The 21,403-nt window shown below is 28.5% G+C and carries 19 protein-coding genes; 18 read left to right on the top strand and 1 reads right to left on the bottom strand.

Translation table 11 applies throughout. From position 1 onward, the window contains the following. The 15 genes from CNEONATNEC86_RS16920 to CNEONATNEC86_RS16855 all read left to right on the top strand — a co-directional run bounded on the left by CNEONATNEC86_RS16920 (position 1) and on the right by CNEONATNEC86_RS16855 (position 15,865). A complete protein-coding gene (locus tag CNEONATNEC86_RS16920) occupies positions 1 to 366 on the top strand; it encodes a flagellar biosynthetic protein FliO (protein WP_058296331.1) in 366 nt (121 codons plus the stop codon). Further along, positions 356 to 1,135 (top strand): flagellar type III secretion system pore protein FliP, encoded by a 780-nt coding sequence (gene fliP / locus CNEONATNEC86_RS16915; RefSeq protein ID WP_159136435.1) that lies wholly within the window; start codon positions 356 to 358, stop codon positions 1,133 to 1,135. Before CNEONATNEC86_RS16920 ends, fliP begins: the two co-directional genes overlap by 11 nt. Before the next feature lie 11 nt (positions 1,136 to 1,146). Further along, on the top strand, positions 1,147 to 1,416 hold the full coding sequence (locus tag CNEONATNEC86_RS16910) for a flagellar biosynthetic protein FliQ (RefSeq protein ID WP_058296329.1): 270 nt from the start codon (positions 1,147 to 1,149) through the stop codon (positions 1,414 to 1,416). A 10-nt stretch (positions 1,417 to 1,426) separates the two neighbouring features. Continuing rightward, positions 1,427 to 3,271 (top strand): fused FliR family export protein/FlhB family type III secretion system protein, encoded by a 1,845-nt coding sequence (locus CNEONATNEC86_RS16905; protein WP_159136434.1) that lies wholly within the window; start codon positions 1,427 to 1,429, stop codon positions 3,269 to 3,271. 33 nt (positions 3,272 to 3,304) lie between these two features. After that, entirely contained in the window at positions 3,305 to 5,350 is a 2,046-nt protein-coding gene (gene flhA / locus CNEONATNEC86_RS16900; protein WP_410470465.1) for a flagellar biosynthesis protein FlhA, read from the top strand. Between the two features lies 1 nt (position 5,351). Next, positions 5,352 to 6,629, top strand: a complete 1,278-nt coding sequence (gene flhF / locus CNEONATNEC86_RS16895) for a flagellar biosynthesis GTPase FlhF (RefSeq protein ID WP_159136432.1) — start codon at positions 5,352 to 5,354, stop codon at positions 6,627 to 6,629. Beyond that, complete coding sequence (locus tag CNEONATNEC86_RS16890) at positions 6,623 to 7,492, top strand: MinD/ParA family protein (protein ID WP_159136431.1); 870 nt, start codon at positions 6,623 to 6,625, stop codon at positions 7,490 to 7,492. Before flhF ends, CNEONATNEC86_RS16890 begins: the two co-directional genes overlap by 7 nt. An 11-nt stretch (positions 7,493 to 7,503) precedes the next feature. Continuing rightward, complete coding sequence (locus tag CNEONATNEC86_RS16885) at positions 7,504 to 8,145, top strand: flagellar brake protein (RefSeq protein WP_159136430.1); 642 nt, start codon at positions 7,504 to 7,506, stop codon at positions 8,143 to 8,145. A 27-nt stretch (positions 8,146 to 8,172) separates the two neighbouring features. Beyond that, on the top strand, positions 8,173 to 8,901 hold the full coding sequence (locus CNEONATNEC86_RS16880) for a FliA/WhiG family RNA polymerase sigma factor (protein WP_058296323.1): 729 nt from the start codon (positions 8,173 to 8,175) through the stop codon (positions 8,899 to 8,901). Positions 8,902 to 8,935: 34 nt separating this feature from the next. Continuing rightward, entirely contained in the window at positions 8,936 to 9,391 is a 456-nt protein-coding gene (locus tag CNEONATNEC86_RS16875; RefSeq protein WP_159116748.1) for a hypothetical protein, read from the top strand. Between the two features lie 74 nt (positions 9,392 to 9,465). After that, entirely contained in the window at positions 9,466 to 9,588 is a 123-nt protein-coding gene (locus CNEONATNEC86_RS21860) for a hypothetical protein (protein ID WP_268259275.1), read from the top strand. Beyond that, complete coding sequence (locus CNEONATNEC86_RS16870) at positions 9,585 to 10,355, top strand: flagellar hook-basal body complex protein (RefSeq protein WP_125148265.1); 771 nt, start codon at positions 9,585 to 9,587, stop codon at positions 10,353 to 10,355. Before CNEONATNEC86_RS21860 ends, CNEONATNEC86_RS16870 begins: the two co-directional genes overlap by 4 nt. A 12-nt stretch (positions 10,356 to 10,367) precedes the next feature. After that, complete coding sequence (locus CNEONATNEC86_RS16865; RefSeq protein ID WP_125148264.1) at positions 10,368 to 11,135, top strand: flagellar hook-basal body complex protein; 768 nt, start codon at positions 10,368 to 10,370, stop codon at positions 11,133 to 11,135. 201 nt (positions 11,136 to 11,336) lie between these two features. Further along, positions 11,337 to 12,983, top strand: a complete 1,647-nt coding sequence (locus CNEONATNEC86_RS16860) for a putative manganese-dependent inorganic diphosphatase (protein WP_159116745.1) — start codon at positions 11,337 to 11,339, stop codon at positions 12,981 to 12,983. Between the two features lie 287 nt (positions 12,984 to 13,270). Beyond that, positions 13,271 to 15,865 (top strand): calcium-translocating P-type ATPase, PMCA-type, encoded by a 2,595-nt coding sequence (locus CNEONATNEC86_RS16855; RefSeq protein WP_125148262.1) that lies wholly within the window; start codon positions 13,271 to 13,273, stop codon positions 15,863 to 15,865. 250 nt (positions 15,866 to 16,115) lie between these two features. Here CNEONATNEC86_RS16855 and CNEONATNEC86_RS16850 read toward each other — a convergent pair whose 3' ends face one another. Continuing rightward, positions 16,116 to 16,547, bottom strand: a complete 432-nt coding sequence (locus tag CNEONATNEC86_RS16850; RefSeq protein ID WP_058296317.1) for a hypothetical protein — start codon at positions 16,545 to 16,547, stop codon at positions 16,116 to 16,118. 297 nt (positions 16,548 to 16,844) lie between these two features. Here CNEONATNEC86_RS16850 and CNEONATNEC86_RS16845 point away from each other — a divergent pair, with 297 nt between their 5' ends. The 3 genes from CNEONATNEC86_RS16845 to CNEONATNEC86_RS16835 all read left to right on the top strand — a co-directional run bounded on the left by CNEONATNEC86_RS16845 (position 16,845) and on the right by CNEONATNEC86_RS16835 (position 21,394). Further along, a complete protein-coding gene (locus tag CNEONATNEC86_RS16845) occupies positions 16,845 to 17,798 on the top strand; it encodes a DUF4003 family protein (RefSeq protein WP_159136429.1) in 954 nt (317 codons plus the stop codon). Positions 17,799 to 17,868: 70 nt separating this feature from the next. Then, the gene (locus CNEONATNEC86_RS16840) at positions 17,869 to 18,912 is read left to right on the top strand and encodes a DNA polymerase IV (RefSeq protein WP_125148261.1); all 1,044 of its coding nucleotides are present in this window, start codon (positions 17,869 to 17,871) and stop codon (positions 18,910 to 18,912) included. 169 nt (positions 18,913 to 19,081) lie between these two features. After that, positions 19,082 to 21,394: an AAA family ATPase gene (locus CNEONATNEC86_RS16835; RefSeq protein ID WP_125148260.1), complete on the top strand. Its 2,313-nt coding sequence runs from the start codon at positions 19,082 to 19,084 to the stop codon at positions 21,392 to 21,394. Positions 21,395 to 21,403 lie beyond the last annotated feature (9 nt).

The following is a 21,403-nucleotide window of genomic DNA, read 5'->3' as shown; positions in this document are numbered from 1 at the left end:
ATGCTTGAATTTTTAAAAATATGTGGAAAATTAATTTTATCATTAACTACAGTATTGCTATTGATATTTTTAGTATTCAAAGTACTTGGAAATAAAGTTAATGATATAAATAATAAAAAATACATGAAGATAATTGATAGACTGCAAATAACCAAAGATAATAGCATAGTAATTGTACAGATTGGGAAAAAGGGATATATAATGTCTAGTTCTCCAAAAGGTATGGAAAAAATTGAAGAATTAGAAAAAGAGCAACTACAAGTTATAGAAGAAATGAAGAAACAATCATTAAATGAAATGCAGTCTGTTTATAATAAAGCATTTGTAAAACTAAAGGGGTTAAAAGGAGATAAGCATGAAAAGTAGCAAAAAGAAAACAATCTTAGTATTGTTTACGGTTTTTATAGTTATAGCATTTTTTAAAATAGATGCATATGCTGCCCCAAATTCGGTAAACATTCCGCAAGTGAATGTATCAATAGGAGATGGCAATAATACACCCCAAGATTACGTATCAAGTATAAAAATTCTTATATTTTTTACAATACTTTCATTAATGCCATCCATAATGATAATGCTTACGTCATTTACAAGAATAGTTGTAGTTTTTTCTTTTCTTAAAAATGCATTGGGTGCAACTCAGGCATTACCAACTCAAGTAACTACTGGACTAGCAATATTCTTAACATTATTTATAATGCGTCCAGTATATACGGATATTAATAACAATGCAATTCAACCATACTTACAAGAACAAATAACTCAGGAAGAAGCAATCGAGAGAGGATCAAAACCATTAAAAGAATTTATGTTAAAACAAACTCGAGAGAAAGATTTAAAATTATTCGTTGAAATAAGCGGATTAAATGAAAATGAAGTAACAAGAGATAATATACCATTTACAGCATTAATACCAGCATTCGCAATAAGCGAATTAACAACAGCTTTTGAAATAGGATTTTTAATATACTTGCCATTCATAATAATGGATATGGTAATTGGAAGTATTTTAATGTCTATGGGGATGATGATGTTACCTCCGGCTATGGTTTCGTTGCCATTTAAAATATTATTATTTGTAATGGTGGACGGATGGTATCTATTAATTAAATCATTAGTAATAAGCTTTACGTGAGGTGAGAGAATATGAGTCAAGCATTACTTAATACAGTGATTAAAGATGGGATGATAACAGCAGCTAAAGTTTCAGGCCCAATACTAATAACAATGCTTGTAGTAGGTTTAATAATAAGTCTTATACAAGCAACAACACAAATACAAGAACAGACTTTGACTTTTCTCCCTAAAATATTTGCAGCAGCTTGTGTTGGGATATTTTTAGGAAGTTGGATGTTAGAAGCAATAACATCATATACTACAAGGATTTTTGAGATAATAACTAAGATTACAACGTAGGAGGTAGAGCATGATTGATACAGCCTACTTTCTTGCTTTATTTTATATATCATTAAGGTTAACAGCATTTTTTTTGGCTGTTGACGTGTTTTTTCCAACAGGAACGCCTAGAATGTTAAAAGGAGTTTTAGGCTTATTTATGAGCTTTATTGTTCTAGGAGGAGTTAATTATAATTTTTTAACAGAGAGTATAACAAGTAACTATCATCTTGCTTTATTTGGAGTAAATGAAGTAATGACAGGTCTAGTTCTAGGAATAGTTACTAATATGATTTTTCTAGCTGCGAAGTTTGCTGGTTCATGGATGGACTTTCATGTTGGATTTATGATGACTTCAATAATTGACCCAGCAACTGATACTCAAGCTACATTACTAGGAAATCTTAATTATATGGTTGCTACATTGCTGTTTTTTATGGTTAATGGGCATCATTTAGTTATTAATTCTTTAATAAAAAGTTTTAATATACTACCAATCGGTACAAGCATAATATATCAAGATAATATGATGCGAGTTATAGAAATAATAATAAAATGCTTTGTTCTTGGAGTTAAAATGGCAATACCATTAGTATTGGTAATATTAATTACCGATTTGTGTTTAGCACTTATAACTAGAACAGTACCAACAATTCCAGTAATGTTATTTGGTCTACCAATTAAATTTTTGCTCGGAATATTTACATATGTTTTACTATTACCAATGATATTTAAACTTATAGCTAGTGCAATAGATAACTTGCCAAGTATTTTTGAAAGCTTAATAAGTATAGCTCAGGTAATTCCAATATTTTTTATATTTGCAGATGATAAAGATGGAAAGACTGAAGAAGCAACTCCTAAAAAATTATCGGATGCTAAGAAAAAAGGGCAGATTGCTAGAAGTAAAGACGTAAATGTAGCTTTTACAATGGTAGTTTGCACATTTGTAGTAATGGCATTTTCAAATTTTTTAGGTAAAACACTGAAAGAAGTAACTATTTATTTTTTATCATTTGGCAAATTAGAACATTTTAATGAGCTTACAACAAATAATTGGATAATGATAGGTATATTGAATACTGGAAAAATTATTTTAGTTTTTACAGTTCCAATAATGATAGCAGGTATTGTAGCAAGTATAATGCAGACAGGATTTATTTTTACTAAAGAACCAATTAAATTTTCATTAGGAAAATTAAAGCCGAAGAATGGGTTTAAGCAGATTTTTTCAAAGCGAAGCTTGTTGAATCTTGGTAAAAATATTGCAGTTGTTACTATAATTAGCTATATCGCATACCTGTTCATAAGAGATAACTATAAAGAAATTCTTACTATTTATAATTTAACCTTTCCATCTATAGTATTAGAAATTAAAAATCTTGTAATAGATATATTTAAGAAAATATGTTTAATATTAATAATAATAGCAGCTATAGACTTTTATTTTCAAAAAAAATTGCATAAGAAAGAAATGAGGATGACTAAGCAGGAAGTAAAAGATGAATATAAAAATATGGAAGGTGATCCTAAAATTAAATCTAAACAAAAGCAGAAACAAAGAGAAATAGGTATGCAGAGAATGATGCAGTCTGTGGCCAATGCCACAGTAGTTATTACAAACCCTACACATTTAGCAATTGCTTTAAAGTATGAAGAAGGAAAAGACGGAGCACCAGTAGTCGTTGGAAAAGGTGCAGATTATGTTGCATTAAAGATAAAAAATATTGCTAAAGAAAATGAAGTTCCAATTGTAGAAAATAAGCCTCTTGCAAGGCTTATGTATGAAAGAGTAGAAATAGATCAAGAAATACCACAAGATTTGTATCAAGGGGTAGCAGAGATTTTAGCAGTAGTTATGAAGCTGAAAAAATAGAGGGGATGAGCAAGTTTGGAGTTAGGGAAAAAAATGAATCTAAAAGACAACTTTGATGTAATAGTGTCAATTGGAGTTATATGTATAATAGTTATGATGATAGTTCCATTACCAGAAATGGTATTAGACTTATTATTGGCATTCAATATTACAATTTCAGTAGTGATTATATTAATAACTATGTTTACTACTAATGTACTTCAACTTTCAGTTTTTCCATCATTATTACTTATAACAACATTATTTAGATTAGCACTAAATATATCATCAACAAGATTAATATTAAGCGAAGCAAAAGCAGGGGCCATAATAGATGCTTTTGGAGAGTTTGTTATAGGTGGAAATTATGTAGTTGGTATTATTATATTCTTAATATTGATAGTAATAAATTTTATGGTTATTACAGCAGGTTCTGGTAGAGTTGCAGAAGTTTCTGCGAGATTTACATTAGATGCTATGCCAGGTAAACAGATGAGTATTGATGCAGACCTTAACTCCGGATTAATTGACGAGAGAGAAGCTATCAAAAGAAGAGAAGATTTACAAGCAGAAGCAGATATCTATGGAGCAATGGATGGTGCATCTAAATTTGTAAAGGGAGATGCTACAGCAGGATTAATTATCACAGCTATAAATATTATTGGTGGGATAATTATAGGAGTACTTCAAAAAGACATGTCTATAGGAGATGCAGCACAAACATATGTTAGATTAACTGTTGGAGATGGTCTTGTAAGCCAGATTCCAGCATTATTAATTTCTACTGCTGCAGGTATATTAGTTACTACTTCAGGCAGTAAGGAAAATTTAGGTAATACATTAACTAAGCAATTAACAGCATTTCCAGTTGTTTCAGCTGTAGCTAGTGGAATAATGTTATTTCTTGCAATAGTACCAGGCATGCCAAAGCCACCTTTTTTAATTGCATCTGCAGCAGCAGGAACTTTAGCATACACATTATATAAAGAAGAGAATAAGAAATTAGTAACTGAGACAATTTCAGAAGAAGAAGAGATAATAGAAGCAGAACGTAAAGAACCAGAAAATGTAATGAATTTAATAAATGTTGAACCTATGGAAGTTGAAATAGGATATGGACTTATACCTCTTGCTGATGAAAGTACTGGTGGAGATTTGCTTCAAAGAATTGCATCTGTAAGAAGGCAATGTGCAATTGAAATGGGAATTGTTGTTCAGCCAATAAGAATTAGAGATAATTTACAGTTAAAAACTAATGAATATGTAATAAAGATAAGAGGAACAGTAGTTGTTTCTTCTGAACTTATGCCAAGCATGTTATTGTGCATGGATCCAACAGGTGATAATTCAGATATTCAAGGAATTAAGACTATAGAGCCAACATTTGGATTACCCGCAGTTTGGATAAATAAAGATCAAAGAGAAGAAGCTGAAATAAAAGGATTAACTGTAGTTGATCCAACAACTGTTATGGTAACACACTTAACAGAAACTATAAAAGCACATTCATATGAATTACTTGGAAGACAAGAAGTTAAACTTATTATTGATAACATAAAAGAAAAATATAGTGCAGTTGTAGAAGAACTCATACCAGATTTAATGACAATCGGTGAAATTCAAAAAATACTACAAAATTTACTTAGAGAAAAAGTTCCAATAAAGGATATAGTAACTATATTAGAATCATTAGCTGATAATTCTAGAAATACTAGAGATTTAGAATTACTAACTGAATATGTTAGATTTGCCCTTGCAAGAACTATTTGTAATCAAATAGTTGATGAAAATAAGACAATTAATGTAATAACATTAAGTCCTAATATTGAAGAGATAATTAGTTCAAATATACAAAAGTCAGTTCAAGGATCATTCCCTACAGTAGATCCTGAAACAACAACAAAAATTCTTACAAGTATTAGAAATACAGTTGATTCAGTTTACTTCTATAACAATCAGCCAGTTATTTTAGTATCTCCAAATATAAGATCTGTATTTAGAAAGCTTATCGAAATGGTATTCCCACATATAATGGTAATATCATTGAATGAAGTACCAAATGATGTTCAAATTAACAGTGAAGGGGTTGTAAGCATCTAATATGATTATCAAAAAGTATGTTGTTAAGGATATTAATGAAGCATTAGCTAGAATTAAATATGAAATGGGAAAAGATGCGATAATAATAAGCCAAAGAAAAATAAGGAAAAATGGATTTTTAGGGTTATTTTCTGGGAAATTAATTGAAGTAACTGCTGCTGTAGAAAATATTGAGAAAGAAGCAGCAAATGATGTTAGAAAAGAAAATAAAGATATAGAAGAAGAGAATGACTTTAGAAAGTCAATTGAAGATATAAAGAAAATCATGGAAAAAGAGCAGTTACTATCAGAAAATAAAAAATTAGAAGAAAATAAGAAAGAATTATCTTTGATGGAAAAAAGGATTTTAGAGCATAATAAAAAGTTTCTGGAAGAATCAAATGATAACAATTCTAATGATTATTTGAAAAAAGAAGATGAAGATGTAGAAACTGTTAGAAAAGAAGTGAATGAATTAAAAAATCTCATAAATAAAGTAATTGAAAATACATCAAAAGATGAGATAGCAGTTACAGTGGATGAAAATAGTGAAATTAAAGAAAAATTAGAAGAGCTTGATATTGATGAAAGTTTATATAATGAGATAATTTCTGAGATTAATGAAAGCATAAAAGATGATGAGAATGTAGATGAAGTTTTAAGAGATATTTTTGAAAGAGATATATTAGTATCGTCTAAGAATTTAAATGGAAAAGTGGTTTTGGTTGGGCCAACTGGAGTTGGAAAAACAACTACTATAGCTAAGCTTGCAGGAAGATTAGCTCTCGTTGAAAAAAAGAGAGTAGGATTAATAACGGTAGATACATATAGAATAGGAGCTATAGAACAACTTAAAACTTATGCAGAAATAATGAATATTCCATTTAAAGTTGTAATTACTACAAAAGAAATGGAACAGGCTATAACAGAAATGGAAGATTGTGATGTGGTTTTAATAGATACTACAGGAAGAAGTAGTAAAAATACAATGCAGATTTCAGAACTTAGAGCATTTGTTCAAAAAGCTAATCCGGATATTGTGAATATGGTAATAAGTGCAACAACTAAAAATAAGGATATTAAAACAATTTTAAAAGGTTATTCTGAATTAAATTATAATAATGTCATTATAACTAAACTAGATGAGACAACATCATATGGATGTTTATATAATATAGCTAAATTTTCCAATAAGCCTATAAATTACATAACAGTAGGTCAGAATGTACCAGATGATATAAAGGTACCAACAAAAGAAGACATTACGAGATTTATTTTAGGAGAGGAAACTTTATGTTAGATCAAGCTGAATCATTGAGAAATTTAGTAAATAATAAAGATGATAAATCGGATAATAAAGGAAGGTCTCCAAGAAAAATTATTACTGTCACATCTGGAAAGGGTGGAGTTGGAAAAAGTAATTTTGTGGTTAATTTGGCAGTAGCACTACAAAAAAGTGGTAAAAAAGTATTGATTTTTGATGCAGATTTAGGAATGGGAAATGACGATGTATTATTAGGCTTATATCCTAAATATAATATATTTGATATTGTATTTACTACTAAGAAAATAGACGATATAATTATAGAAGGACCATGCGGAATTCATCTGATACCTGGTGGGTCTGGTTTAAACAAAGTTCAAGAATTAAGTGATAAAGAAAGAGAATTGTTTTTAAATGAATTGGAGAATATAGGAGAATATGATTATTTATTATTAGATACGGGGGCAGGAGTAAGTAAGGATATACTAGCATTTATTTCCGCCAGTGAAGAACTAATAGTAATAACAACACCAGAACCAACTTCATTGACAGATGCATATAGCTTAATAAAGGTTACTGATCATTTTAAACTAAAAACAAAAGTGAAAATTGTAGTAAATAAAGCTTTCACAAAAGAAGAGGGAGAGGAAACATTCAATAAAATGCTTAGAGCTGTTAGTAGGTTTTTAAAAATAGAAGTAGAGTATTTAGGGTATATTTTAGATGATCGAAAATTAGTACAAAGTGTACGAGCTCAGAAGCCATTTATATTATTGTATCCTAATTGTGATGCAGCTAAAAACGTGGAAAGTATAGCTAAAAAAATTAGTGGAGAGAGTGGTAGTTCATCTGAAAGTGTGAAAGGCTTATTTAAAAAAATATTAAGTGCATTTTCGTAGGAGGGGTTGTAGTGGTAAATTTAGATCTGAAAGTTAATAGTAGGATAGAAGTTGTAGCTGATGAAAAATCTTATAAGGCTTTAATAATTGACATCGAAGACGATAATATAAAAATAAATATACCTGTACGCAATGATGAATATTTGATGTTATATAAAGATGATAAAATAGAGATTAATTCATATTTGGATGACGGAAAATGTTTTAATTATTATTGCAACGTAATATCAAAAGGAAAAGATAATAATGTAATATATTATAAATTAACATTACCTTATGATGTTAGAAGAATACAAAGAAGAAATTTTTTTAGAGTAAATCTATTAGAAGAGGTTACCTACAAAAATATAACTAATAAAACAGAGAAAGAAATTGAAGAACTACCATATAAAAGTGGGATTATGATTGATTTAAGTGGTGGTGGTCTGAAAGTAAGAACAAAAGAAAAATTAAAAGGTAATGATATAATAGTCATGAGAATAAAGATGACTGGTATTGAGGTAAAATTAAAGGGACAAATAGTTAGAATAGAAGCATCTATTGATAATAATTTTTTATATGGTGTTAAATTCTTAGATATAACTGAGATGGAATCAGACAAAATAATAAGAGAATTATTTGAAATAATGAGAAAGCAAAGGGCGAATATATAGATTGTGTATGGGTGAGGGGGTAATGATATGAATATGGTGAAAGAGATTGATGGAAAAAAACAGATAGTAGAAGAGTATATTCCATTAGTAAAATATATTGCCTCTAGAGTTATGTTCGAAAAGAATAAGTACATGGAATATGAGGATTTGGTCAGTTATGGAATGATTGGACTTATGGATGCAATAAAGAAGTATGATAGCACCAAGGGCATGAAATTTTCTTCTTATGCATCAATTAGAATAAAAGGTTCAATGATAGATGAACTTAGAAAGAATAGGCCAATATCTAAAGGAGCTATGGACAAGCTTAATAAATACAATAAATCCATAGATGAATTACAATTGAGGCTACTTAGGGAACCAAATAACAAAGAAATAGCTGATTATATGGGAATAACAACAAATGAAGTTGCTGAAATAGAAAATTATATAAACTATATTTCTATGATATCATTAGAAAATGTAATTTTTTCAGAAGATGAAGATATGAATCTCATGGGAATTATAGAGGATAAAAATAGTCCAAGTCCTGATTCACTTTTACAAGAAAAAGAGCAACTGGAGATATTAACTAAAGCAATTGAATTACTTAAAGAAAAAGATAGAACAATATTAAATCTTTATTATTATGAGGGATTAACATTAAAAGAAATCGGTACAGTATTAAGTGTATCAGAATCACGTGTTTGTCAATTGCATAGTAGAGCAATCAAAAATTTAAGAGATTGTATGAAAAGACTACATTACATAGATTAAGTTTAATTATATAATGTAAAATGAGGGATGCATTATGCCAGTAATTTTAATTCTTATAGGATTTATTTTTATAGTTTATAGTTATATATCTATGAAGAAAGAAAAGAATTTAGACATAAATGATGATAAAAAAGAAGATAATTCATTTAAGAGCATATTAAGGAATAATGAAAGGGATCTTTCAGATTACAAATTTGAACTTGGAGTCTTAAGAAAAGACATAGGTGAGAGCTTGAATGAATTGCAACAAGAAATATTGGAAATAAAAAAAGCTTTAAATCTTTTTAATGAAAAAGATTTAATAAATGAAGATAGATATGATACTAAAGTACATAATAGTATAAACGAAAATTATTATAAGGAAAGTAGCAAAGCTTCAAATATACGAGAGCTTTTAAAAGATGGGTTAACAGATGAAGAAATTAGTGAAAAATTATCTGTTACCAAGGGGGAGATACTATTAGTAAAAGGTTTATACAAACAACAATAAGAAAATTAGAATTTTTTAAAGATAATAAAATCTTAATGGGAATAGGAATAGGTTTGATTTTAGGTGTTATATTAATGTTTAATTATCATTATAAAAATTCCCTTTCAGATTATGAGATAGAACAGAGAGCTAGAGAATTAGGAATGGTTTATGAAAATGAGGTAAAGGCAATAATAAAAGGAGTTGATGAAAAGTGATAAGAGGTTTGTATACTTCGGTATCAGGGTTAATAACTTTACAAAATGAACAAGAAACAGTAACTAACAATATAGCAAATGTTAATAATAATGGTTTTAAGTCATCAGTATTGACTAAGCAAAATTTCAAAGATGTATTGATTGCAAATAGACAAAAAGTAGTTGGAAATAAAAATGTACAAAATGAAATTGGAAATTTAAGTTTAGGCGTAATGACAGATGATGTAAAGACTATTTTTACCCAAGGTTCATTTAAAGCAACAGATAACATGACTGATTTTGGAATTGATGGAAGAGGATTTTTTGTGGCACAAAATGGAAATCAACAAGTATATACAAGGGATGGTAATTTTAAAATAAATAATCAAGGATATTTAATAACAAGTGATGGATCTAGTGTACTTGGAAGAAATCTTGCAACAAATGCAATTGAGCCAATATACATAGGAGATAATGAATTTTCTTTAGATGGAGAAAATAACATTGATATTAATGGAGTAGGAACAACTCATAAGCTACTAACAGCTGATTTTCAAAATTATGATTCACTTGAAGTTTTAGGAGAAAATTATATTACATCTGATCCACCAATATATGATGCACAAGTAAAGGTTAGACAGTTTGTTGTTGAAAATTCAAATGTTGATGCTACAGAGCAAATGACAAAGCTTATTGAAATTAAAAGACAATTTGAAACTAATCAAAAATTTGTAAAAATGCAGGATGAAACATTAGAAAAGGCTGCTAATCAAATTGGACGTGTATAGGAGGGAATGTAGATGTTTAATGTTTTCGCTACAGCTAAAAGTGGAATGAACGCATATCAAGAGAAATTAGATTATTTATCAAATGATTTAGTTAATAGTACAACAACAGGATATAAAAGTACAGATATAGGTTTTAAGGATCTTTTAACTGAAACTTTAGATAGAAAAGGTACACCACTAAATGATAAAACAGCAGTAAATGGCACAGGAGTTAGGCTTGGAGTGAATTATGTGAAGGACAAGCAAGGAAATTTGATAACTACTGGAAATAATACAGATCTGGCTATAGATGGAAAAGGATATTTTGCAGCATATCAATCAGATGGGAGTATAGCATACACGAGAGATGGAAGTTTTAAGATTGATGCTCAAGGAGATTTAGTAGATTCAAGTGGTAATAGAGTGGTTATAAATTATGAGCCAGGATTTGCACAAGGAAATCCTGAACTAAAATCAGAGGATTTATCTATAGATCAAGAAGGCGGAATAAGCATGATGATAGATAATCAGTCTGTAAAGATAGGTACTATACCTGTTTTCACTGCAATTGGAGATAAAAGTTTTATTCAAATGGGAAATAACTACTATACACCAAGCGATGATGCACAAGTTACACTGAGTACAGATTATGATGTAAGACAAGGATTTTTAGAATCATCTAATGTTGATTCTGGCGAAACATTTACAGAAGTGATTTTATCACAGAGAGCATTCCAATTAAGCTCAAAAGCGATGACTGTTGCTGATGATTTATGGGGCATGATAAATGGTATGAGATAAGTGTAATATTTATTAGTGATTTATAAAAAAATAAAGGCTATGCCTTTATTTTTTTTATAAAAGATACTATAATATAACGTTAGATAAAATGTATTATAATAGCGAAAAATAGCTTTACATAATACAATTTTACAAGTACAATTAATTATGTGTTGATTATGTAAATACATAAAATGGAATATATCGTAAGGAGGGACTATTTTGAAGGATTTAGTTTATGTAACTGGTCATAAAAATCCAGATTCAGATTCTATTTGCTCTGCATTTTCTTATTCAGAGTTTAAGAAAAAAACAACTAATCTTCCAGTTATACCAGTAAGATTAGGTAATGTTAGTCAAGAAACAAAATTTATTTTAGATTACTTTGGTGTAGAAGCTCCACAATTATTGGAAACAGTTAAATTAAAAGTGGAAGATTTAGAAATAGATAATATTGAACCAGTATTACCAGAATTATCATTAAAAAATGCCTGGAATATAATGAGAGACAATCATCTTAAATCATTGCCAGTAGTTGGGGAAAATAAGAGATTAAAGGGAATTCTTTCAATTTCAAACCTAACTTCTTCTTTTATGGACATTTTAGATAATAAAATTTTATCTAAAAGTAATACATCCATAGAAAATATACTAGATACTCTTGAAGCTAAATCTCTATATATAAATGATTCGTGTAAGACATTTAAAGGAAAGATTGCAGTTACTGCAATGCAGCCTGAAAGTTTAAAAGAAATAGTTGATGAAGGTGATGTTGTACTTGTTGGAGATAGGCCTGAAGTTCAACAAGCTTTAATTGATATTAAGATATCATTAATGATAATAACAGGTTCTCATGAACTTGCTTCAGAGTTACTTGAAAAAGCTAAAGCTAATGGTGTAACAGTAATAAGCACACCATATGATTCATTTACTGCATCAAGATTATTACTTCAAAGTATTCCAGTGGGATATGTGATGGCTACAGATAACTTAATTTCATTTTCTACAGATGAATTAGTTGATGATATAAAGAGCGTAATGGCTGAAACAAGATATCATAGCTATCCTGTAACTGATGAAGATGGAAAAGTTATTGGTACGATTTCTAGATATCATTTAATTTCAAATCACAAGAAAAAAGTTATTTTAATGGATCATAATGAAAAAGGTCAATCTGTTGATGGAATAGAAGAAGCTGAAGTTCTTGAAGTTATTGATCACCATAGAGTTGCAGACTTCCAAACAAATAATCCATTATTCTTTAGAAGTGAGCCAATAGGAAGTACATCTACTATAGTAGCTAAATGCTTCTTTGAAAGAGATATTCAACCATCTAAAGAAGCTGCTGGACTATTATGTGGAGCTATAATTTCAGATACATTATTATTTAGAAGTCCAACATGTACAGAACAAGATAAAGAAATATGCTTAAAGCTTGCTGAAATGGCTGGAATTAAAGATGTAGAAGAATTTGCTACAGAAATGTTTAAAGCAGGTACTTCTTTAAAAGGTAAAACTGTAGAAGAAATATTTAATCAAGACTTCAAACCTTTTAAAATGGGTAATGTTAAAGTTGGAGTGGCACAAGTTAATACTATGGATATAGATGGATTTATGCCTCTAAAAGATGAGATGTTAGGATACATGAATTCAAAAGCTGAAAAAGATAACTATGATACAGTAATGCTTCTTTTAACAGATATTTTAAAAGAAGGTTCTCAGATATTAGTTGCAGGTAATAGACCTGATTACGTTGAAGCTACATTTAATGTTAAACTTGAAGATTCAATGGCGTTTTTACCAGGTGTCTTATCTAGAAAGAAACAAGTAATTCCACCATTAACTTCAGCTGTTAATTCAATGAAATAATTAAATAGATTTTTAAATAAAATAGAATCAGGATTAAACAATAATCTCGATTCTATTTTATTTATATTACTTTAATATAATAGAGTTTTGCTGACGCATTTTTTCAAAATTTTAAAATATCCTAATTGTGTTGACGCACTTTTTTTATATGTGAAAAGATTTTAATTGCAGCATAGCTGCTTTTTCAAAATGTGAGAAGATCGTAATTGTGCTAACGCACTTTTTTTAAATGTGAAAAGATTTCAATTGCAGCATAGCTGCTTTTAAAAAGGTGCATAACTTTTAAAATGAAAAATATATATAGTATATATAGCTTTATATGGGAGGAGAAAGTTGTGATACAGGAAAAAGAGCTTATTAGTGGACTTAGCACAAAAGAAGCAGAAAGAAGAATAGAGCAGTTCGGTCTTAATGAATTACAGCATAAAGAAAAAACATCTGTAATGAAAATATTTTTATCTCAGTTTAATGATTTTATTGTTTGGGTTTTAATTGCTGCAACGATAATTTCGGGAATTATAGGAGATAAGGCAGATGCACTAACTATACTTATAATTGTTATTATTAATGCAATTTTAGGATTTGTGCAGGAATTCAGAACAGAAAAATCATTAGAAGCATTAAAAGAATTAGCCGCACCTACTTGTAAGGTGTTAAGAGATTCTAGTATAAAGATTATAAACTCCATATATCTAACAATAGGAGACATAGTAATATTGGAAGCAGGTGATAGAATTCCAGCAGATGGAGATTTCGTTGAAAGTTCTGGATTAGTAATAGATGAATCTTTGCTTACAGGAGAATCTGTTGGAGTAAATAAAGAATCACATAGCAAAAATAGTACAGGATTTATGGGAACAACAATCGTAAAAGGTAAGGGAATTTTAAAAGTAAATAGTATTGGGATGAAAACTGAAATGGGCAAAATAGCTCATTTACTTCAAAATATAGAAGAAGAAAAATCACCACTTAATCAAAGGTTGGACTCATTAGGGAAAGTTCTAGTTGTTATATGTTTAGTTATATGTGCGATAGTTACCGTTATGGGAATAATAAGGGGAAATGACATAACAGAAATGTTCTTACTAGGAGTAAGTCTTGCTGTTGCAGCAATACCAGAAGGATTGGCAGCTATAGTAACAGTTGCATTAGCTTTAGGTGTTTCTAGGATGCTTAAAAGAAATGCACTAGTAAGAAAATTGCCAGCAGTTGAAACATTAGGCTGCACATCAGTAATTTGTTCAGATAAAACAGGAACATTAACTCAAAATAAAATGACAGTAAAAGAAGTTTATTTAAATGGAAAAATAACAGACATAGAAAAAGATAACCTTACTGATTATACAAAGCTTATGAAATGTTTAGTATATTGCAATGACTGTAACTATGACTTTACTAAAAAGAAAATGAGTGAAACCTTGCATGGTGACCCCACAGAGTTAGCACTTATTAATATGTTTTTCAAAGATGTGCCAAAACTTGAAGAGTATATTTCAAAAGTTCATAGAGTATATGATATTCCTTTTGATTCAACAAGAAAAATGATGTCAGTTATAATGAATGAAAATGGAAAAGAAACTTGCTATGTTAAAGGAGCTCCGGAAAGATTATTAGATAGATGTAATTATATATTGGAAAATAATAAGATTAAGCCATTCACATATCAAAAGAAAAAGCAAGTTATGGACTTTATTTCTGCTATGTCTTCTAGAGCTCTTAGATGTTTAGCAGCAGCTTATAAAGAGGAAAATTTATCAAAGAATTCCAAACTAGAAGAAAACTTAATATTTATAGGGGTAACAGGAAGCATAGATCCGCCAAGGAAAGAAGCTGGAGAGGCAGTTCTTAAATGTAAACTTGCTGGAATAAAGCCAATCATGATAACAGGAGATCATCAAAACACTGCACTTGCAATTGCAAAATCCTTAAATATATGTAATAATGACTCACAAGTTATGACTGGTGAACAGATTGAGAATATAGATGATAAGGAATTAGAGGAAAAGGTAAATAAAATACGTGTATTTGCTAGAGTTTCACCAAGTCATAAATTAAGAATTGTAAGGGCATTTAAGAAAAACAAAAATGTCGTAGCAATGACTGGAGACGGGGTAAATGATGCACCAGCAATAAAAGAAGCAGATATAGGAATTGCCATGGGTATATCTGGAACAGATGTAACTAAAGAAGCATCATCAATGATTCTTATGGACGATGATTTTTCAACAATAGTAGCGGCTGTTGAAGAAGGGAGAATAATTTATGATAATATAAGAAAATTCATAAGATATTTATTGTCTTGTAATTTAGGTGAAGTGCTTACAATGTTCTTAGCAACAGTTTTTTATTTACCTAATCCTTTAAGCCCTATACAAATTCTTTTGGTCAATTTGGCAACCGATGGACTTCCAGCAATTGCTTTAGGAGTAGATCCTGCTGATAGTGATATAATGAGGCAAATGCCAAGAGCAAAGAATGAAAGTATATTTGCGAGAGGATTAGTTGAAAAAATAGTGGTTAGAGGAACATTAATTGGATTATGTACATTATTAGCATTTATGGTTGGTAGATATTATAGAATGGATTTAGAAACTTGTAGGACTTTAGCATTATGTACATTAGTTATGTCTCAACTTATCCATGTTTTTGAGTGCAGATCAGAAAGACATTCTATATTTGAGATAAAATTATTTACAAATATGTGGTTAGTTGGAGCAGTGCTTGTTTCTATAATCTTAATATGTTTAGTATTATATGTGCCATTTTTAAGAGAAATATTCCATACTGTAGCGTTAAATTTAAAACAATGGTTAATTGTATTATTTTTCTCAGGAATAATAGCACTTATTAATAGTGTATATCTACTAGTAAAGTCAAAATAATGTAAATAAAATATGAATAAAAATGACATAAATAAATGGAATGTATAGAATAAATTAAGGAAACTCCTATTCACCTTCGTTCATAGGAGGGCAATACTGTTAAGTTCGTACCTCACTAAGCATTATATGCCTATGAGAGAAATGCTAATATTATATTAAAGTGCTATATTATACTATTGCAAATAAAAAATCCCCTTTTGGGGATTTTTTATAAATAATTGTGAATCATGCATTATGAATTGTGAAATGCCTAACGTCTCATCATATTTGATTGTTGTTGACGTACCTTTTTTATTTGGCTATGGTCTACAGGAACCAAGTCTTTCTTAGTTGTAAGATTTAATAAATTCATAATTTGAACTTCTTGAGAATTTTCTTTTTTGCTGTCCTTTTCTCCATTAACTCCCATGATCATAACTTTATGACCTTGTTTTACAGTTATAAACTCAGGTTTTTTAAACCATCTATTTTTCTTATACCAGCATTTAACAACTTTTTTACCAACTTCAGGTTTTACAATTATTTCAGCTGTTAACTTATGAAATATTAAATAACTTTTTTCAATTAATTTTACAGATAAAATTGTCCCAGAAACACTAGTTATTCTATCGCCATACTTTTGCATGTAAGCATCTTGAAAGTATTTTCCCATCTTTCCGCTTAACTTATCTTTAAAGCCCATAATCATTTACTCCTTTGCATAAATATATGGATAACAATCCTATTATACTAATAATATCATCTTATTATACCACAATATTTAATTAAAGAATACTATTGATAATAATAGTATTGTGCTTATGCCTTTTGTTTTATAAAAAGATTTCTCGTCATATGTTTGTCATAATAATACTGTAATATATTTAAGTGAAGATTACATGAGAAAAGTTATAAAATATATTAATATATAAGTTATTATATATTTTATTATATAGTATAATTATATATGTATTTATATACTAAAGGAGAGAAATTTATCATGGATAATAGTATAAAGGAAATTTGTGATATAATTATAGAAAATTATAGATATGCAATTTACAACTTAAGATACGATGGAGATTATATAAATCATTTTGGTGCACTTACTAGTGGATATAAGAGAATGAAAATTGAAGATGATAGGGTAAAAGCAATTAGAAGCTTGATAAAAAGAAGAACAATGAATATGTCACCTTTTAGGGGAGATATTCTTTACATATTATCATTTTTATTAGTTGAAAATGATTTAGATACTGAAAAATTTGTTGATGAATTATTAGATACATTTAATGAACTTGTAGAAGAAAACTTTATTGAATGCGGGCATTTAGTAATAGCAGCTTATGCAATAACTAAATATGGAGATAAAAAAGAAAGAAAAATAATATGTAAACGAATGAAATATATATTTAACATAATAAAACAAAAATATGGTTCATGTACAAAACAAGATGATTATGTTTTATGTGCATTACTTTCATTAGAAAATGTTAAATATAATGATATATATGAAAAAATGGACAACATATTTGATTATTTCAAGAAACTGGATTTATTTAACAAAAATGAACTTCAGGGATTAACAAATTCAATTTTATTAAATAATGCTGAAGAATTAATAGAACCAATATCAAAGCTGATAATAAAGCTGGAAGAGAATGATTTAAAAATTGGAAATCAATTTTTACAGCTTGTAGGTTTCTTTGATAATGAATATAATATTGATAATACTATATATAAAATCAAAGAAATTTTAAAATATTTATCTAATGAAGAAACTGAATATTACTATTATATAGATAAAGATTTTAGAAATATGATTGCAGTAGTAATTGTATTTATGTATAATAATAAAAAAGATGTTAAGTATGTAGATGAAATTTTAGCATTTGGAGTTTATTCATTTTTAGTTAGTAAAAATCAAGGAATATTGAATGAAGTACTTGCATAAATATGTGAAGTTTTGAAGAAATTCTAAATGAATTTCTTCTTTTTATTTATAAGGGAAGGTAGGAATTTAAATGAAAAATAATATACTTCATGTAGATATGGATGCCTTCTTTGCATCTGTCGAACAGAGGGATAATCCAAATCTTAAAGGTAAACCTGTAATTGTTGGTGGAAATAGCGAAAGAGGTGTAGTATCAACATGTTCATATGAAGCAAGAAAATTTGGAGTACATTCAGCAATGCCAATTTTTATTGCGAAAGAAAAGTGCCCGACAGGTGTATATATTTCGGGCAGATATGGCAGATACGTTCAAATTTCCCAGGAAATATTTAAAATATTTAATGAAGTAACACCTTTGGTTGAATCTGTTTCTATAGATGAAGCATATCTTGACTTAAGCCAAGGAAAGATAAAAAATGGTATGGAAGCAGCGAGATATATAAAAAATAGAGTATTTAAAGAATTAAATTTAACTCTATCAATAGGAATATCTTATAATAAATTTTTAGCAAAGCTTGCTTCTGACTGGAACAAACCAAATGGAATAAAGGAAATAAGCAGAGATATGCTTCCGGAAGTTTTATTTCCGTTAAAAATAGATAGAATTCATGGTCTTGGAAAAATATCAGTAAGTAAACTAAATAACATGGGAATATATTATGTTAAAGATTTATATAAAATGCCAAGAGAGTTTTTTGTAGAGTATTTGGGCAAAAATGGAGTTGATATATATGAGAGAATTAGAGGTGTAGATTTAAGAAAAATAGAATTAGAACATGAACGTAAATCTATAGGTAAAGAGAGAACACTAAAATTTAACACGAATAATAAGGAAGAGCTATTAGAATTTCTTAGGGAATTCTCATATGAAATAGAAGATTATCTATTAAGAAAAAATGTTATGGCAAAGACGATAACCTTAAAATATAAAACTGAAAATTTTGAAAATCATACTAGAAGCAAAACATTAAATAAATATATATCTAATAATAAAGAAATTTATGAAGCAGCAAAAGAACTTTTAGAAGCAGAAAAATTACGAATGGTCAGGTTAATAGGATTAAGTGCGTCATCATTTAAAGAAAATGAAGTAGAGCAAATAAGCTTATTTTAATTATTATATATATTTAAGAAAAAAGTATATCTAAATTACCTCTTAAAGAATATTAATATTAATAGAAGGTATTTAAAAATATTATAGATACCTAAAATTTGAATAAGGAGGTAACTGCTTTGTAGTGTTTGATGTAATTTACAATTATAACTTCAAAGTGGGATGATATATGAAGAAAGAGTTAACTCCAAAAGAAATAATTTTTTGCACTTCGTGTGAGAATACAATGAAGAAATTAAATGATGACGTATCATCTAAAAAGTATATAGGTTTTGATAAAATAAAAAAGGCTTTAAATATTAAAAAAGATGGGTTCAATATATATTATGTTGATTCATTTTCAAAAGAAAAAGTTGAAATATTAGCAGAACAAATTTCTGAAATTTATAAAGAAAAAGAAGCACCAAAAGATATTTGTTATGTTACAAATCAGGATTCCACATCACCTAAAATTATATTCTTAAAAAATGGAAAAGGGGTTTTACTAAAAGATTTATTAGAAGAAGTGAAAAAGAAGTACTTGTATGACATAAATGAATTTTATAGTAGTTCATCTATTGAGGAAAAAGAATCTATAATTGAGAATATAAATGAAGAAAGAAATAATTATATAACAAAGCTTATGCAAATGGCAAAAGTAGAGAATTTTGATGTGAAGTCTACTAGTGGAGGATTTATATTTATTCCATTAAAAGATGGCGGAAATGAAATGACACAGGAAGAATACGACAATTTAGAAGAGGATACTCAAGAAGTTATAGAGAAGCAGGCTTCAAAACTAAAAATTCAAGCAGAAGAAATTTTAGAAAAGCTAAAGGACATAGAAAATCTATCTATAGAAAAATTAAAAATAATATATAGAGACTATTTAAAAGGTACTATGGAACAATACAAGGATGATTTGTTATTAGAATTTCTTACTGAAGATGATGTATATAGATATTTGATAGAAATGTTTGATTGTATTGATGATGAGATAGTGGATTGTTATACTATAAATCTTGAAGAAGACGAGGGGAAAATAAAAGAAATCCTTGATAAATATCAAGTTAATGTAATAGTAGACAATTTAAATATAGAACATCCTAGAGTTATTTATGAAGATGATCCTAGTTTAGCTAATCTGCTTGGGAATATAGAATATAGAAATCATAATGGTGAATATATAACTGATATGTCACTTATAAAGGCAGGAAGTTTGGTTAAGGCTAATGAGGGATGTTTAATAGTGAGACTGACTTCATTAATAAACAGTGGAAATGGAATAAGCTATTATTATTTAAAGAAGGCTTTAATGCATGGACGAGTTGATTATAATTACTCAAAAAGTTATTTAGAAATGTTAGCTATTGCAGGATTAAAACCAGCTCCTATACCTATTGACGTTAAGGTTATCTTAATTGGAGATTATGAAAGTTTTGAAGTATTATATGATAAAGATGAGGACTTCAAAAGAATTTTTCCAATTAGAATAGAAGTAGAAAGAAGACTACATTATGAAGAAGAAGCTCAGAATTATATAATATCTAATATAAGAAGAAAAATAGAGAATGATCGTTTATTAGAAATAAACAATGAAGGTATAAAAGAGATAATTAAGTTTTTAACAAGAATATCTGGAAGTAGAAATAAAATTTCAATAGATGATTATTATATTAATAGAGTTTTGTATTTAGCAGATAATAATGCAAAAATGAAAAAAAAGACATCTATCGATAAAGAAGATATACTAGAAGTAGCATATGAAGATGAAGAAATTTTAAAAGAAGTTATGGACAGCTATAAATATAGAAAAATATTAATAACTACAAGCGGAGAAAAAATTGGGATCGTTAATGGCTTAGCTGTAGTTGGAACTGAATTTTATAGTTTTGGTAAACCAATGAGAATAACATGTATTGCACTTCAAGGCAGTGGGAATATAATTGATATTCATAAAGAATGTAATATGAGTGGAAGTATTCATGAAAAGTCAATTAGTATATTGAGAGGAATTTTAAGTGCGCTAATAACTCCGTATGAAAAACTGCCAGTAGATTTTCAATTAAGCTTTGAGCAGACTTATGGAATGATTGATGGGGATAGTGCATCTGTTGCAGAAATTGTATGTATTTTATCTGCCTTAAGCAAAAGACCTATAAGACAGAATATAGCAGTAACGGGATCAATAAATCAATTTGGAGAAGTTCAGCCAATAGGTGGAGTGAATGAAAAGATAGAAGGATTTCATAGAGTTTGTAGTATTTTGGACACAGTAGATGGTAAGGGGGTTTTGATTCCTAGTTCCAATAAAAATGAGCTTATTTTAAAGTGTGATGTAGAAGATGATGTTAAGAATAATAAATTTCATATTTATTCCATGGATACCTTGGAAGATGCACTTAGAGTTCTTATTTTTAATGAAGAAGATACCATGAAGAGTTTTCTAAAAGAAATTGAAGATGAAATTTCTAAATATAAAACAAGTAAAAGAAAAAAATAATAAAAATAG

Origin of the sequence: Clostridium neonatale, from assembly GCF_900465025.1 — a bacterium.
In the GTDB taxonomy this organism is placed as follows: Bacteria; Bacillota; Clostridia; order Clostridiales; family Clostridiaceae; genus Clostridium; species Clostridium neonatale.
The sequence above is the reverse complement of the archived record's forward strand: the minus strand, read 5'-3'. Positions and strand labels throughout refer to the sequence as shown.

Bases quoted from the DNA above. Each gene is read 5' to 3' on its own strand.
- CNEONATNEC86_RS16920 (WP_058296331.1), top strand. From the start codon at position 1: ATGCTTGAATTTTTAAAAATATGTGGAAAATTAATTTTATCATTAACT.
- fliP (WP_159136435.1), top strand. From the start codon at position 356: ATGAAAAGTAGCAAAAAGAAAACAATCTTAGTATTGTTTACGGTTTTT.
- CNEONATNEC86_RS16910 (WP_058296329.1), top strand. From the start codon at position 1,147: ATGAGTCAAGCATTACTTAATACAGTGATTAAAGATGGGATGATAACA.
- CNEONATNEC86_RS16905 (WP_159136434.1), top strand. From the start codon at position 1,427: ATGATTGATACAGCCTACTTTCTTGCTTTATTTTATATATCATTAAGG.
- flhA (WP_410470465.1), top strand. From the start codon at position 3,305: ATGAATCTAAAAGACAACTTTGATGTAATAGTGTCAATTGGAGTTATA.
- flhF (WP_159136432.1), top strand. From the start codon at position 5,352: ATGATTATCAAAAAGTATGTTGTTAAGGATATTAATGAAGCATTAGCT.
- CNEONATNEC86_RS16890 (WP_159136431.1), top strand. From the start codon at position 6,623: ATGTTAGATCAAGCTGAATCATTGAGAAATTTAGTAAATAATAAAGAT.
- CNEONATNEC86_RS16880 (WP_058296323.1), top strand. From the start codon at position 8,173: ATGAATATGGTGAAAGAGATTGATGGAAAAAAACAGATAGTAGAAGAG.
- CNEONATNEC86_RS16875 (WP_159116748.1), top strand. From the start codon at position 8,936: ATGCCAGTAATTTTAATTCTTATAGGATTTATTTTTATAGTTTATAGT.
- CNEONATNEC86_RS21860 (WP_268259275.1), top strand. From the start codon at position 9,466: ATGTTTAATTATCATTATAAAAATTCCCTTTCAGATTATGAGATAGAA.
- CNEONATNEC86_RS16865 (WP_125148264.1), top strand. From the start codon at position 10,368: ATGTTTAATGTTTTCGCTACAGCTAAAAGTGGAATGAACGCATATCAA.
- CNEONATNEC86_RS16855 (WP_125148262.1), top strand. From the start codon at position 13,271: ATGAAAAATATATATAGTATATATAGCTTTATATGGGAGGAGAAAGTT.
- CNEONATNEC86_RS16850 (WP_058296317.1), bottom strand. From the start codon at position 16,547: ATGGGCTTTAAAGATAAGTTAAGCGGAAAGATGGGAAAATACTTTCAA.
- CNEONATNEC86_RS16845 (WP_159136429.1), top strand. From the start codon at position 16,845: ATGGATAATAGTATAAAGGAAATTTGTGATATAATTATAGAAAATTAT.
- CNEONATNEC86_RS16840 (WP_125148261.1), top strand. From the start codon at position 17,869: ATGAAAAATAATATACTTCATGTAGATATGGATGCCTTCTTTGCATCT.
- CNEONATNEC86_RS16835 (WP_125148260.1), top strand. From the start codon at position 19,082: ATGAAGAAAGAGTTAACTCCAAAAGAAATAATTTTTTGCACTTCGTGT.